This is a genomic window from Pseudomonas capsici (assembly GCF_017165765.1).
Taxonomy (GTDB): Bacteria; Pseudomonadota; Gammaproteobacteria; order Pseudomonadales; family Pseudomonadaceae; genus Aquipseudomonas; species Aquipseudomonas capsici.
In genome coordinates this window covers 129,885-144,067 of sequence record NZ_JAFGZD010000012.1, presented here as the reverse complement: position 1 = coordinate 144,067, position 14,183 = coordinate 129,885, and the positions used below count along the sequence as shown (strand labels likewise).

At 59.8% G+C, this 14,183-nt stretch carries 9 protein-coding genes (1 of these 9 only partly in view); 8 read left to right on the top strand and 1 reads right to left on the bottom strand.

Features of this window, described 5'->3' with window-relative positions; all coding sequences use genetic code 11:
- The first annotated feature begins 65 nt into the window (after positions 1-65).
- The 7 genes from JSY17_RS16745 to JSY17_RS16715 all read left to right on the top strand — a co-directional run bounded on the left by JSY17_RS16745 (position 66) and on the right by JSY17_RS16715 (position 9,376).
- The gene (locus JSY17_RS16745; RefSeq protein WP_206402417.1) at positions 66-1,481 is read left to right on the top strand and encodes a NarK family nitrate/nitrite MFS transporter; all 1,416 of its coding nucleotides are present in this window, start codon (positions 66-68) and stop codon (positions 1,479-1,481) included.
- A 67-nt stretch (positions 1,482-1,548) separates the two neighbouring features.
- Complete coding sequence (locus JSY17_RS16740) at positions 1,549-5,307, top strand: nitrate reductase subunit alpha (protein WP_206402418.1); 3,759 nt, start codon at positions 1,549-1,551, stop codon at positions 5,305-5,307.
- An 11-nt stretch (positions 5,308-5,318) separates the two neighbouring features.
- On the top strand, positions 5,319-6,857 hold the full coding sequence (gene narH, locus JSY17_RS16735; RefSeq protein ID WP_206402420.1) for a nitrate reductase subunit beta: 1,539 nt from the start codon (positions 5,319-5,321) through the stop codon (positions 6,855-6,857).
- Between the two features lie 2 nt (positions 6,858-6,859).
- Positions 6,860-7,603 carry a nitrate reductase molybdenum cofactor assembly chaperone gene (gene narJ / locus JSY17_RS16730; RefSeq protein ID WP_206402422.1) on the top strand — a complete coding sequence of 248 codons (744 nt, stop codon included), beginning with the start codon at positions 6,860-6,862 and terminating at the stop codon, positions 7,601-7,603.
- Positions 7,596-8,276 carry a respiratory nitrate reductase subunit gamma gene (narI, locus tag JSY17_RS16725; protein WP_206402423.1) on the top strand — a complete coding sequence of 227 codons (681 nt, stop codon included), beginning with the start codon at positions 7,596-7,598 and terminating at the stop codon, positions 8,274-8,276. Before narJ ends, narI begins: the two co-directional genes overlap by 8 nt.
- Positions 8,277-8,286: 10 nt before the next feature.
- On the top strand, positions 8,287-9,147 hold the full coding sequence (locus JSY17_RS16720; RefSeq protein ID WP_206402424.1) for a peptidylprolyl isomerase: 861 nt from the start codon (positions 8,287-8,289) through the stop codon (positions 9,145-9,147).
- Positions 9,148-9,160: 13 nt separating this feature from the next.
- Positions 9,161-9,376 (top strand): DUF3079 domain-containing protein, encoded by a 216-nt coding sequence (locus tag JSY17_RS16715; RefSeq protein ID WP_206402425.1) that lies wholly within the window; start codon positions 9,161-9,163, stop codon positions 9,374-9,376.
- Positions 9,377-9,460: 84 nt separating this feature from the next.
- On the opposite strand, the gene JSY17_RS16710 is transcribed toward JSY17_RS16715, so the two are convergent.
- A complete protein-coding gene (locus JSY17_RS16710) occupies positions 9,461-10,249 on the bottom strand; it encodes a helix-turn-helix transcriptional regulator (RefSeq protein WP_122371326.1) in 789 nt (262 codons plus the stop codon).
- 351 nt (positions 10,250-10,600) lie between these two features.
- Between JSY17_RS16710 and JSY17_RS16705 the strand changes: the two genes are divergently transcribed.
- Positions 10,601-14,183, top strand: partial view of a non-ribosomal peptide synthetase gene (locus JSY17_RS16705; protein WP_206402426.1) — the 5' end (the start) only. It continues 5,915 nt past the right edge of the window; 3,583 of the gene's 9,498 nt are visible here — the first part of the coding sequence; it begins with the start codon at positions 10,601-10,603; its stop codon lies off the right edge, out of view.

Here is a 14,183-nt window from a genome sequence, read left to right as displayed (position 1 = left end):
GGTCAGGTTTTCTCCGGGCCACTCTTTACTAGTCTGTCGCCATGGTTGACTGAATGGAGCTCGAGATGACCACACCACCTGTACGACAAGGCCCGTTGATTACTGACTGGCGCCCGGAAGATCCCGCGTTCTGGGGGAGCAGTGGCAAGCAGACGGCCACTCGCAATCTGTGGATATCCATTCCTGCACTGCTTCTGGCCTTTGCCGTATGGATGGTCTGGAGCACGGTGATCGTGCGTCTGAACGCCATCGGTTTCAGTTTCAGTACCGATCAGTTGTTCTGGCTGGCGGCCTTGCCCGGCTTGTCCGGTGCCGTCTTGCGGGTGTTCTATTCCTTCATGGTGCCCATTTTCGGCGGTCGGCGCTGGACAGCCCTGAGCACCCTGTCGCTGTTGCTGCCATCGCTGTGGATGGGATTTGCCGTTCAGGACCCGACCACGTCCTACAACGTGTTTGTGCTGATTGCACTGCTCTGCGGCCTGGGAGGCGGCAACTTTGCATCGAGCATGTCCAATATCAGTTTCTTCTATCCCAAGTCTCAGCAGGGCACGGCCCTGGGCCTGAATGCCGGGCTGGGCAACCTGGGTGTTTCGGTGATGCAGTTCTGTGTACCGCTGGTCATTACCTTCGGCCTGTTCGGCGGGTTTGGCGGGCAACCTCAGGTGTCGGCCGACGGCAGCCGGTTGTGGTTGCAGAACGCTGGTTTTCTCTGGGTGCCTTTCATTATTGCCGTCAGCCTGCTGGCCTGGTTCTGCATGAATGATCTGTCCAGTGCCAAGGCTTCGTTCAGGGAACAGGCGGTGATTTTCAAGCGCAAGGACAACTGGCTGATGTGCTGGCTTTACCTGGCGACCTTCGGCTCGTTCATCGGTTTCTCGGCAGCGTTTCCGCTGCTGATCAAGACCTCCTTTCCGCAGGTCATCGCCCTCAAGTTCGCCTTTCTCGGCCCGCTGGTCGGCGCTCTGGTGCGGCCACTGGGTGGCTGGCTGGCGGACAGGCTGGGTGGTGCGCGGGTCAGCCTGTGGAATTTCGTGCTGATGATCGTGATGGTCTTCGGCGTTTTGCACTTTCTTCCGGCAAGCGATGGTGCTCTGGCGCAGGAGGGCCGCGGTGGTAGTTTCTACGGCTTTCTTGGCATGTTCATGCTGCTGTTCATCACCACCGGCATAGGTAACGGTTCCACTTTTCGCATGATCCCGGTGATCTTTCGCAGCCTCCATGAGCAGGCCGCTGCCGGCAGAGGTCCCGAGGCGCGTGAGCAGGCCATGAGGAACGCGGGCAAGGAGTCGGCTGCTGTCCTGGGTTTCAGTTCGGCCATGGGAGCTTTCGGTGCGTTCTTCATCCCCAAGACCTTCGGGACTTCAATGACCCAGACCGGTGGCCCGGAACTGGCCTTCTACATGTTCATCGTCTTTTACCTGAGCTGCATTCTGGTGACCTGGTGGTTTTATGCCCGCAAGGATGCCGCAACGCCCTGCTGAAAAACCGGATTCATACCTTGCATGAGTGGGGCAAAGAACCCTGCGGCAAGCCTGAGAGGAAAGCGTCATGAGTCACTTGCTGGATCAATTGCGGTTTTTCAATCGCAAGCAGGGCGAGTTCGCCGACGGTCACGGTGAAACGCGCAAGGAGTCCCGCGACTGGGAAGATGTCTACCGCTCGCGCTGGCAGTACGACAAGATCGTTCGCTCCACTCACGGCGTGAACTGCACCGGTTCCTGTTCGTGGAAAATCTACGTCAAGAACGGCCTGATCACCTGGGAAACCCAGCAGACCGACTACCCCCGAACCCGTGACGACCTGCCCAACCATGAACCGCGCGGCTGTCCTCGAGGTGCCAGTTACAGCTGGTACATCTACAGTGCCAACCGGCTCAAGTACCCCAAGATCCGCAAGCCGCTGCTCAAGTTGTGGCGTGAGGCGCGTCAGTCCCTGGATCCGGTGGATGCCTGGGCCAGCATCGTCGAAGACAAGGCCAGGACCGACTCCTATAAAAGCAAGCGCGGCATGGGCGGTTTCATTCGTTCCAGTTGGGATGAGGTCAACGAAATCATCGCTGCGGCCAACGTCTATACCGTCAAGCGATTCGGGCCTGACCGGGTGGTGGGGTTTTCGCCGATTCCGGCCATGTCCATGGTCAGTTATGCTGCCGGTGCCCGTTATCTGTCGCTGATCGGTGGCACCTGTCTGAGTTTCTACGACTGGTACTGCGATCTGCCGCCGGCCTCGCCCATGATCTGGGGCGAGCAGACCGACGTGCCGGAGTCGGCCGACTGGTACAACGCCAATTACATCATTGCCTGGGGCTCCAACGTTCCGCAAACCCGGACCCCCGATGCGCATTTCTTTACCGAAGTGCGCTACAAGGGCACCAAGACCGTGGCCATCACCCCCGATTATTCGGAAGTGGCCAAGCTCACCGACCTCTGGCTCAACCCCAGGCAGGGCACCGATGCCGCGCTGGCCCAGGCCTTCAATCATGTGATTTTCAAGGAGTTCCACCTCGACCGGCCCAGCGCCTATTTCACCGACTACGCCAAGCGCTATACCGACCTGCCGGTGCTGGTGATGCTCAAGCCCATGCCCGGAGGCGGCGGTTATCAACCCGATCGCTTCCTGCGCGCCTCGGATCTGAGCGACAACCTCGGCCAGGACAATAATCCGCAGTGGAAAACCATCGCATTCGACGTCAGCGGTGAGCTGGTTTCTCCACAAGGCTCCATCGGTTATCGCTGGGGCGAAAAGGGCAAGTGGAACATTCTGGCGCGTGAGGGCGCGCAAGGGCGTGAAATAGAGCTGTGTCTCAGCCTGATCGGTGGCGATGTCGCGGAAGTGGCCTTTCCATACTTTGCCGGTGAGAGCCAGTTGCACTTCCAGCATGTGGCCGGCGATGCCGTGCAATACCGCCGCGTACCCGTGCGCAGCCTGATCCTGGCCGATGGCAGCCAGGCCAGGGTGGCTACGGTATTCGACCTGTCGGCGGCCAATCTGGCCATTGACCGCGGGCTGGGCGGTGCCAATGTGGCCAGGGATTACAACGACCCCAGTGTGCCCGGCACTCCGGCCTGGCAGGAGCAGATCACCGGAGTCAGCCGTGAGAAAGCGATCCGGATAGCCCGTGAGTTCGCCGATAACGCCGACAAGACCCGCGGGCGCTCGATGATCATTGTCGGGGCGGCGATGAATCACTGGTATCACATGGACATGAACTATCGTGGGCTGATCAACATGCTCATGCTTTGTGGGTGCGTGGGCCAGACGGGAGGTGGCTGGGCGCATTACGTCGGCCAGGAGAAGCTCCGTCCGCAATGTGGCTGGCTGCCTCTGGCTTTCGGTCTGGACTGGAGTCGTCCGCCACGGCAGATGAACGGCACCAGCTTCTTCTATGGCCACAGTTCGCAGTGGCGTCATGAAAAGATGAGCATGCATGATGTGCTTTCGCCGCTGGCCGACAAGAGCCAGTTTCCCGAGCATGCCCTGGACTACAACATTCGCGCCGAACGGGCCGGCTGGCTGCCCAGCGCGCCACAATTGAACCGCAACCCGCTGCATCTCTGTCGCGATGCCGCCGAAGCCGGCATGACTCCCCAGGATTATGTGGTCAAGTCCCTGCATGAGGGTTCTCTGCGCTTTGCCTGCGAACAGCCGGACAACCCGCAGAACTTTCCGCGCAACATGTTCATCTGGCGTTCCAATCTGCTGGGCTCTTCGGGCAAGGGGCATGAGTACATGCTCAAGTACCTGCTCGGCACCCGTAATGGCGTCATGAACGAAGACATCGGCCATACCGGTGCCTGCAAGCCTGAAGAAGCCGAATGGGTAGACGAGGGCGCCATCGGCAAGCTTGATCTGGTTACCACCCTGGACTTCCGGATGTCCTCGACCTGCGTGTACTCCGACATCGTTCTGCCGACCGCGACCTGGTACGAAAAGGACGACATGAACACCTCGGACATGCACCCCTTCATCCATCCGTTATCGGCGGCCATCGATCCGGCCTGGGAGTCGCGTTCCGACTGGGAAATCTATAAAGGCATCGCCAGGGCGTTTTCTTCCATGGCGGTTGGTCATCTGGGGGTGGAGCAGGACCTGGTCACCGTGCCGTTGCTGCATGACAGTGTCGGCGAGCTGGCCCAGCCCTTCGGTGGGACGGACTGGAAAACCGCAGGCGTGGTACCGCAGCCTGGCAAGAATGCTCCGAACCTGCATGTGGTAGAGCGTGACTACCCCAATATCTACAAGAAATTCACTTCACTCGGCCCATTGCTGGAAAAGCTCGGTAACGGCGGCAAGGGCATCAACTGGAATACCGAGGAAGAGGTGAAACTTCTCGGCGATCTGAATTATCGAGAGGGCGAACCGGGCATCAGCCAGGGGCGTCCCCGGATCGATACGGCCATTGATGCTGCAGAAGTCATCTTGTCTCTGGCCCCGGAAACCAATGGTCATGTGGCGGTCAAGGCCTGGGCTGCACTGTCCGGGTTCACCGGCATCGATCACAGCCATCTGGCACAGCCCAAGGCTCACGAGAAGATCCGTTTTCGCGATATTCAGGCACAGCCGCGCAAGATCATTTCCAGCCCGACCTGGTCGGGTCTCGAAGACGAGCACGTCAGCTACAACGCCGGTTATACCAACGTTCACGAAAATATTCCGTGGCGCACCATCACCGGTCGTCAGCAGTTCTATCAGGATCATCCATGGATGCAGGCATTCGGTGAGCAACTGATGAGTTACCGGCCACCGGTCAACACCCGGACCATCGAGGCGGTGCAGGGCAAGCGTGTCAACGGCCATCCCGAAATCGTCCTGAACTGGATCACGCCGCACCAGAAGTGGGGAATTCACAGCACTTACAGCGACAACCTGCTGATGCTCACGCTGGGCCGTGGCGGGCCGATTGTCTGGCTTTCGGAAATCGACGCCAGACGCGCGGGTATCGAAGACAACGACTGGATCGAATGCTTCAACGCCAATGGCGCGCTGACGGCACGTGCGGTGGTCAGCCAGCGGGTCAAGGAAGGCATGGTGATGATGTATCACGCCCAGGAACGGATCGTGAACGTGCCAGGCTCGGAAACCACCGGAACCCGTGGCGGCCATCACAACTCGGTCACCCGGGTGGTACTCAAGCCGACCCATATGATCGGTGGCTATGCCCAGCAGGCCTACGGCTTCAACTATTACGGCACGGTCGGCTGCAACCGCGACGAGTTCGTTGTCGTGCGCAAGATGGCCAGGGTCGACTGGCTCGACGGTTCCCGCGGCGATGAGCTGCCGCGCCCCTTGCCGACCGATGTGGATTGAGGAGTGTTGTGATGAAGATTCGTTCACAAGTCGGCATGGTCCTGAATCTGGACAAATGCATCGGTTGCCATACCTGTTCGATCACTTGCAAGAATGTCTGGACCAGCCGTGAAGGCCTTGAATATGCCTGGTTCAACAATGTCGAAAGCAAGCCCGGGATTGGCTATCCCAAGGAATGGGAAAATCAGGACAAGTGGAAGGGCGGCTGGGTGCGCAATGCCAATGGTTCGATTACTCCCCGGATCGGCGGCAAGTTCAGGGTGCTGGCCAATATCTTCGCCAACCCTGATCTGCCGAGCCTTGATGACTATTACGAACCGTTCGACTTCGATTACCAGCACCTGCACACCGCGCCTTCGGGGCAGCATCAACCCACTGCAAGACCGCGCTCCCTGGTGTCCGGCAAGCGCATGGAAAAGATCGAATGGGGCCCGAACTGGGAGGAAATCCTCGGCGGCGAGTTTGCCAGGCGACGCAAGGACAAGAACTTCGACCGGATCCAGGCAGATATCTACGGCGAGTACGAAAACACCTTCATGATGTATCTGCCGCGCCTGTGCGAGCACTGCCTGAATCCGGCATGTGCGGCATCCTGCCCGAGCGGGGCGATTTACAAGCGCGAGGAAGACGGGATTGTCCTGATCGATCAGGAGAAGTGCCGAGGCTGGCGGATGTGTATCAGCGGCTGTCCGTACAAGAAGATCTACTTCAACTGGAAAAGCGGCAAGTCGGAGAAGTGCATCTTCTGCTATCCGAGGGTAGAAGCCGGGATGCCGACCTTGTGTGCCGAAACCTGTGTCGGCCGCATCCGCTATCTGGGTGTGCTGCTGTATGACGCAGATCGCATCGCCGAGGTGGCAGGCACCGGCAATGATCAGGATCTGTACCGGAAACAACTGGAGATATTCCTCGACCCCAATGATCCGGCAGTGATCCGTCAGGCTCTGGAGGATGGCGTTCCGCAATCGGTGATCGATTCCGCGCAACGCTCGCCGGTGTACAAGATGGCCGTGGACTGGCAGCTCGCACTGCCATTGCACCCCGAATACCGCACGCTGCCCATGGTCTGGTATGTGCCGCCACTGTCACCGATCCAGAACGCTGCGGCGTCGGGCACCGTCGGCATGAACGGGGTGATCCCGGATGTCGACAGCCTGCGTATTCCCCTGCGCTACCTGGCCAACCTGCTGACCGCTGGGGATGAAGGACCGGTCAGGCTGGCCCTCAAGCGCTTGCTGGCAATGCGGGCCTACAAGCGCTCCCAACAGGTTGACGGTGTGCAGGATTTGCAGGTGTTGCAGGAGGTCGGCCTGAGTGTGAGTCAGGTTGAGGAAATGTACCGCTATCTGGCGATTGCCAACTACGAAGACCGTTTCGTGGTGCCCAGCGCGCATCGAGAGGACGCCATGAGCGATGCCTTTGCCGAGCGCTCCGGTTGCGGGTTCAGCTTCGGCAGCGGCTGCAGCGGCAGTTCCGATATCAATATGTTCGGCACGAAGAAGGCCAACCGTCGCGACATTCTGAAAACCGTTCAGTTGTGGGAGCAATGAGCATGCGCATTCTCAAAGTGATTTCGCTGCTGCTCGATTATCCGGATGAAGCCCTGGTCGAGGGACGTGAAGAACTGGAACAGGCAATCATCCAGGCCCGGGAAATCAGCCCGCAACAGCGCGGTGCCTTGTTTGAATTGCTGGAGCTGATCTGCAGCAACGACCTGATGGACGGGCAAGAGCATTATGGAGCGCTGTTCGGGCGTGGCCGCTCCCTGTCTTTACTGCTCTTCGAGCATGTACATGGAGAGTCCCGCGACCGGGGCCAGGCCATGGTCGACATGCTGGCGCAGTACGAAGCGGCCGGTTTTGTCCTTGGCATCAAGGAGCTGCCCGACTATCTCCCGTTGTATCTGGAGTTCCTTTCCACCCGGGAAGACATCGAGGCTCGCGAAGGGCTGGCGGATGTTGCGCACCTGCTGGCCTTGCTTGCGGCACGCCTGGAGGAACGGGAAAGCGCATACGCCAGTTGCTTTCGCGCGCTGCTGCAGATTGCCGGTGCCGAGCCACAGCAAGCGGTTGCCGGATTGCGGGAACAAGTGACCAGAGAGCCCCGAGACGACTCCCTCGAAGCACTGGACAAGGTCTGGGAAGAGGAGGCCGTGGACTTTCTCAAGGCCGAACAGCAGGACCGTTGCTCTTCGATGCCGGGCGGACCGGGCAAGGCTCGGGAAGAAAGCGCGGTACCGCTGCACTGGGTGGGGTTTCAGCATGAAGGGCCGGCCGGGGAGGTGGGCAATGTCTAAGTGGAATCTTCTGCTGTTCTGGGTCTATCCCTATGTCGCCCTGGCGATTTGTCTGCTGGGAAGCTGGGCACGCTTCGACCTTGCACAGTACAGCTGGAAAGCCGGTTCCAGCCAGATGCTCGACAACCGTGGAATGCGTGTGGCCAGCAATCTGTTTCATGTCGGTGTGCTGTTTGTACTGGTGGGGCACTTCGTTGGCCTGTTGACCCCCGTCTCGGTCTATCACCACCTGATCAGCACCGAGCACAAACAATTGCTGGCCATGGTTTCCGGCGGATTTTTCGGTCTGCTGTGTCTGATCGGCCTGCTGATGCTGCTCAAGCGCCGCCTGACCGCGCCGCGAATAAAGGCTACGTCCAGCCCTTCGGACATTCTGATCCTGCTGGTATTGCTGGCGCAGTTGCTGCTCGGGCTGCTGAGTATCTTTGTGTCCACTGCGCACATGGATGGCTCGGTCATGGTAATGCTTGCCGACTGGGCGCAGTACACGGTGATGTTACGGCCCATGGATGCAGTCGCCGCGATTGCCCCGGTCAGTCTGATCTACAAGCTGCATGTATTTCTCGGCCTGACACTGTTTGTCCTGTTCCCCTTTACTCGCCTGGTGCATGTGATCAGCGCGCCGGTCTGGTACCTGGGGCGGCGTTATCAGATTGTCCGGCAGAAAACCTGAGGAGGCTGTCATGACAGATAAATGTGGATGTGGCAGTGGCGGTTGTGAGTCTCAGGGCGGTCGGGAGCAACTGATCGCCAGCAGTGAGCAGGAGTGGCCGGTCATCAGCGTCAATCAAGTGTCGATAACCCCGCAATCCCTGGCGCAGGAGTTGCAATATCATCCGGCGTCCAGCCGCGATGAGGCGGTATACCTGGCGGCCAGGGCGTTGGTGATCCGGGAGTTGTTGCAGCAGCGCATTGACGAGCTGGGCCTGACGCAGCAACTGGGTGCCGGTGAGAATGAGGAGGAGGCCGCCACCCGCCTGCTGCTCGAGCGCGAAGTGCAAATACCCGAGTGCGACGAGGCCGCTTGTCTGCGTTATTACGATAACAATCGGGAGCGCTTTCGTAGCGCGCCACTGCTGGCGGTTCGGCACATCCTGCTCGAATGCGCTCCGGACGATGCCGAGTCGCGCAGTCTGGCCCGAGAGCAGGCCCAGGATATGCTGCAACAGCTGGGCGAGTTTTCCGTTGGTTTCGCCGAGCTGGCACTGATGCACTCGGCCTGTCCGTCCAAAACCCAAGGGGGGAGCCTCGGGCAGATCAGCAAAGGCCAGACCGTACCGGAACTGGAGCGCCAGTTATTCGGCCTGGCACCGGGGCTATGCGAAAAGCCTCTGGAAAGTCGCTATGGCTGGCACGTGATCAATATCGATCAGCGCATCGAAGGTCAGGCTTTGCCTTACGAGGCTGTGGCCACAAGGATTCGGACCCGGCTGCAGCAGGGTGTCTGGCAAAAAGCTGTGGTGCAGTATCTTCAGGGCCTGATCGGTGCCGCGGATATTCGTGGCATTCATTTGCAAGGTGCCGACTCACCGTTGGTGCAGTGAACAGGGGAACGTCATGGCCAAACCCTTTCCCATTAGCCCGAAACACCCCGAGCGTATCTGCTGGGGCTGCGATCGGTACTGTGCAGCCAATGCCCTGGCCTGCGGCAACGGAGCGGATCGCACGATGCACCCGGCAGAGATGATCGGTGACGATTGGTATCTGCACGGGGACTGGGGGATTGAACCTCCGGTCGCTGTCGACGGGACGGTTGAGGACAAGGACGTCTGATTGACGTCGTCTCGCGAATGAACCAATGCTGTGGGATTGGCAACACTTGATGCAGACAGAGCCAATGAGTCTGCGACTGGGGCCTCAGGCCCCGGCCATCCACCGTGCAAGGCCATGTCGCCCGCTGATACCCAGCTTTACGGTAGCGCGCTTGAGGTAGGTTTCCACCGAACTGGCCTTGACTCGCAGTCGTTGCGCCATCTCCGGTATGGTGCCGCCGGTCAGCAGGCCGAGGCAGACTTCCTGTTCGCGTGCCGACAGGTTGATCGCATCCTGTGCCAGGCGACCGCTGAAGGCCTGATGCATGGACGCGGTTTCTGCATCCTGCTCGGGTTCGACGCGAGCCGTGCTTGTCACGCGAGTGACAGGTTGTGCGAGGAGCTGGGCATGGTGCTCGACCAGCGGCAGCAGTGTGTCGGACAGGCTCTTGAGCAGTGACAGTTCGCTCAGGGAGAACGGCCGCAGGGTCGGCAGGCGATAGAAGCAGATGATCCAGCGCTGCTCGCCACGGTTCGAAACCAGATTGCACTGGTGGACCGTATATTGGGGGCTTTGTGTGCTCGACGGCACCTTGAGCTGTATGAGCAGTGGCGCATCCATCTGCATGATACTCTGCAGCAGTGGATGACGCTGACTCTGGGTCGCAGGGAAGTCGTATTGCAGACCGGCATTGCCGAGGCGGTTGCTCTGGCCGATACTGGCCTGGGGAACATCCAGGGTCCATTCATTGATATCGAGACCGTGGATCGGCACCAGTGCATCGACAAGTTGCAGCATCTGCCTGGCAAAAGCGTTGTTGCCGGTGCTGGAAACAAGCTGACCCAGATGCTGATAAAAACGCGGGTCGTGACTGTGCTCGCGAGCGGTTGTCAGTTTCATACTTCTATCTTCCCTGATTCTGACCGTACTGATTAGGCTGGCCGATTCCTTATGTTGACGCCTGAATAATGACGCTGACGATGGTCTTATTCAATCCCAAGGGTTTGTTACATGTCTGTAGCGGAAAACCGGGACAAGCGCATTATTTGGTATGAACTTTATCTGACAAAGATAATCTCTTCGCTCGGTGACGAGCGGTCGAGGCAACTGACTACGCGGGCTAGAGCGGCTGTCAAGGTTTTTTTGGATGGTGGCTACATGCCATTGTAGGGGTTTTCTGGGACATACAGGGTCGGCGGGGCGGTGCTTGAATCCGCGGCTTCACTGCCTAGAAGGACCTGGACCATGTCAGCCGCCGATGTCTTCCCCCTAACCGCCGCCCAGCGCGATGTCTGGCTTGATCAGGTCAGCCGCGGTGATTCACCTCTGTACAACATCGGTGGCTATCTGAACCTTACCGGTCCGCTGGATCCGGTCTTGTATCAGCGTGCGCTGGAAAATCTGGTGGCGTCCCACGAAGGGTTGCGTACAGTCCTGCTGCCGGGAGCTGCCGAAGATGGTCTGCCGTTGCAGACCTACGCCGCATCGATGCCTGTGCCGATGCCGCTGCATGATCTGAGCGACCAGCCTGACCCGGTCAGTGCCGCCCATGCGCTGACCCTTGAGTACATGCAGCGTCCTTATACGCTCGATGGCAGCCCCCTGTTCACCTTCTGTCTTGTGCGTCTGGGTGTCGACCATCACTGGATGATCAGCGTGGCTCACCACCTGATTCTCGATGGCTGGGGCTTCGGGCAGATGATCAAGTCTCTGGGCGAGCATTACACCGCACTGGCTGAAGGCAGCAGCCTGGATTTCAAGGGGCCGGATTACCGCGACTTCATTCAGGAAGATGCGCGTTACCACGAATCGCCACGCTACGAGCGGGACAAGGCCTACTGGCTGGAGAAGTACAGCAACCTGCCGGAGCCGCTGCTGGTATCGCGCTACCACAACCGCCGGGCAACCGACCCGGCACCGTCCCATACCTGGGTACAGAATTTTCCGGAAGCACTGCACACACGCATGAAGCAGTTTGCCGAAAGCAACGGCTCTTCGGCGTTTCATGTGCTGCTGGCGGCCTTGCATGTGTATTTCACCCGTACCGCACAACGCGAAGACTGGGTGGTCGGCCTGCCATTGCTCAACCGTATCGGGGCACGTTTCAAGGCGACCATGGGCCACTTCGCCCAGGTCAGCGCGGTATGCATGACTTTTGACCAGCAATTGAACTTTGGCTCGCTGGTCAAGGAAGTGCGCGACACACTCAAGCGCGACTTTCGCCATCAGCGTTTCCCGCTGAGCGAGCTGAATCGTAACCTCGGTGTGGCCCGTGAGGAGCGGGGTCAGTTGTTCGAGGTTTCGGTGTCTTACGAGCAGGAAGACCATGAGTACCGCTATGGCGAAGCTCAGGCGCAGACGGTAAAAGTCTCGAACGGCTACGAAGCCACGCCGCTTGCCATTCATTTGCGCACCAACAGCTTCAATGACAACGCCTGGCTGCACCTGGTCTATCACCGCGCCTGGTTCGATGCCGAAGAGGCCGAGGCCATCGCCGGTCGTCTGTTGCAGGTACTGGAGCAGGCATTGGAAAACCCCGGGTTGCGTGTCGAGGACTTTGACCTGCTGACGCCTGCCGAGCACCGGCAGTTGCAGCGCTGGAACGCAACCGATGCGATTTCCGGCAGCGAACAACTGATCCACAAACGCATCGAAAATCAGGCTCAGGCGCGTCCTGATGCCGTTGCGGCGACTCATCAGGGAAAACACCTGACCTATGCCCAACTCAACCGCAAGGCCAATGGCCTGGCTCGGCGCCTGATCGAACTGGGTGTGCGTCCGGATGATCGTGTTGCGCTGGTTGCCCGTCGTGGCCTGGAAACCCTGGTGGGCATGCTGGCGGTCCTCAAGGCCGGTGCCGCCTATGTGCCGGTCGACCCGGCGCATCCACGTGAGCGCTTGTCATACCTGCTGAGCGACAGCCAGCCGGTGGCGGTGCTGACCCAATCGAATCTGCGCGATCGCCTGCCGGTACTGAATCTGCCGCTGATCGAGCTGGACGCCAGCGACTGGGGGCATGGCGACCACGCCAACCCGCGTATCGTCAATCTGAGCAGCAACAATCTGGTCTATGTGATCTACACCTCGGGATCCACCGGCCAGCCCAAAGGCGTCATGGTTGAACATCGCACGCTCTCTCATCTCGTCGACTGGCATTGCGAGGCTTTCTCCCTGGGCGTCGGCGGACACACCTCCAGCCTGGCCGGTTTCGGTTTCGATGCCATGGCCTGGGAAGTCTGGCCGGCCCTGTGCTCCGGTGCGACCCTGCATGTGGCTCCTACCCAGGAAGGCGGTGAGGACATCGACGCCTTGCTGCAATGGTGGCGCGCCCAGCCACTGGACGTCAGCTTCCTGCCGACACCGGTGGCCGAGTACGCTTTCAGCCAGGAAGACGATCATCCGACCCTGCGTACCTTGTTGATCGGCGGTGACCGCCTGCGTCAGCTCAATCGCGATCCTGGCTTTGCCGTGATCAACAACTATGGCCCGACCGAAACCACAGTGGTTGCCACTTCCGGGCAAGTACTGGTGGGCGGTGCCCTGCATATTGGCGGTCCGATTGCCAATACCCGCACTTACGTACTGGATGCACGGCTGAAGCCGGTGCCGGTAGGCGTGACCGGTGAGCTGTATATCGGCGGTGCGGGCGTTGCCCGTGGCTACCTGAACCGGCCGGACCTCACCGAAGAGCGTTTCGTCGCCGACCCGTTCAGTAGCGTTGCCGAAGCGCGCATGTACCGCAGTGGTGATCTGGTGCGCTGGAACAGCGACGGGACTCTGGATTATCAGGGCCGCAACGACGATCAGGTGAAGATTCGCGGCATGCGTATCGAGCTGGGCGAGATCGAAGCGGTCCTGGCCAGCCAGCCCGGTGTAAAAGACGCCGTGGTGCTGGTGCGTGACCAGCAACTGCTGGCCTGGTTCACCGAAAACGCTGTCGTGGACCCCGAAGCCTTGCGTCAGGCCCTGCGTGCGCGTCTGCCGGGTTACATGGTGCCGCGTGCCTTCACTTATCTGGCAGCCTTGCCGCTGACCAATAACGGCAAGCTCGACCGCCGCGCCTTGCCGGACCCCGATCCTGCATCCTTGCTCGGCCAGGCCTACGAGGCACCACAAGGTGCTGTGGAAGTCGCCATGGCCGACATCTGGGCTCAGGTGCTGGATGTGGAGCGAGTAGGGCGTCATGACAACTTCTTCGAACTGGGCGGCCATTCGCTGCTGGCCATCAATCTGGTGGATCGCCTGCGCAAGGCCGGGCTCAAGGCCGATGTTCATGTCTTGCTGGCCCAGCCGACCGTAGCAGCCCTGGCGGCCTTCGATGGCAATGAGTCGCAAACGATTGCGGTGCCAGACAACCGCGTGCCGGCAGGTTGCACCCAGATCACCCCGCAAATGCTGAGCCTGACCGACCTCGATCAGTCGGCCATCGACCGGATTGTCGCCACCGTTCCTGGTGGTGCCGCCAACGTCCAGGAAATCTACCCGCTGGCACCTTTGCAGGAAGGCATCCTTTATCACCACATCACTGCAGAACAAGGCGATCCGTATCTGCTGCAATGGCGTCTGGCCTTCGACAGTCTGGATCGGCTCCAGGCCTGGGCCGGTGCGTTGCAGCAGGTGATTGACCGCCACGATATCCTGCGCACTTCCGTGGTCTGGGAAGGGCTGGAAAACCCTCAACAGGTGGTCTGGCGCAAGGCCGAGCTGATCGTGCAACCGGTCAGCTTCGATACCCCGAATGCAGATGCCAGCATCATCGAGCGTCTGCAGCAACAGTTCGACGCCCGTCATCATCGTCTGGAATTGTCCCAGGCACCGCTGATGCGTC

Coding starts and splice junctions, on each gene's coding strand:
- JSY17_RS16720 (WP_206402424.1), top strand. CDS start 8,287: ATGACAGATAAATGTGGATGTGGCAGTGGCGGTTGTGAGTCTCAGGGC.
- narH (WP_206402420.1), top strand. CDS start 5,319: ATGAAGATTCGTTCACAAGTCGGCATGGTCCTGAATCTGGACAAATGC.
- JSY17_RS16715 (WP_206402425.1), top strand. CDS start 9,161: ATGGCCAAACCCTTTCCCATTAGCCCGAAACACCCCGAGCGTATCTGC.
- JSY17_RS16740 (WP_206402418.1), top strand. CDS start 1,549: ATGAGTCACTTGCTGGATCAATTGCGGTTTTTCAATCGCAAGCAGGGC.
- JSY17_RS16745 (WP_206402417.1), top strand. CDS start 66: ATGACCACACCACCTGTACGACAAGGCCCGTTGATTACTGACTGGCGC.
- narJ (WP_206402422.1), top strand. CDS start 6,860: ATGCGCATTCTCAAAGTGATTTCGCTGCTGCTCGATTATCCGGATGAA.
- narI (WP_206402423.1), top strand. CDS start 7,596: ATGTCTAAGTGGAATCTTCTGCTGTTCTGGGTCTATCCCTATGTCGCC.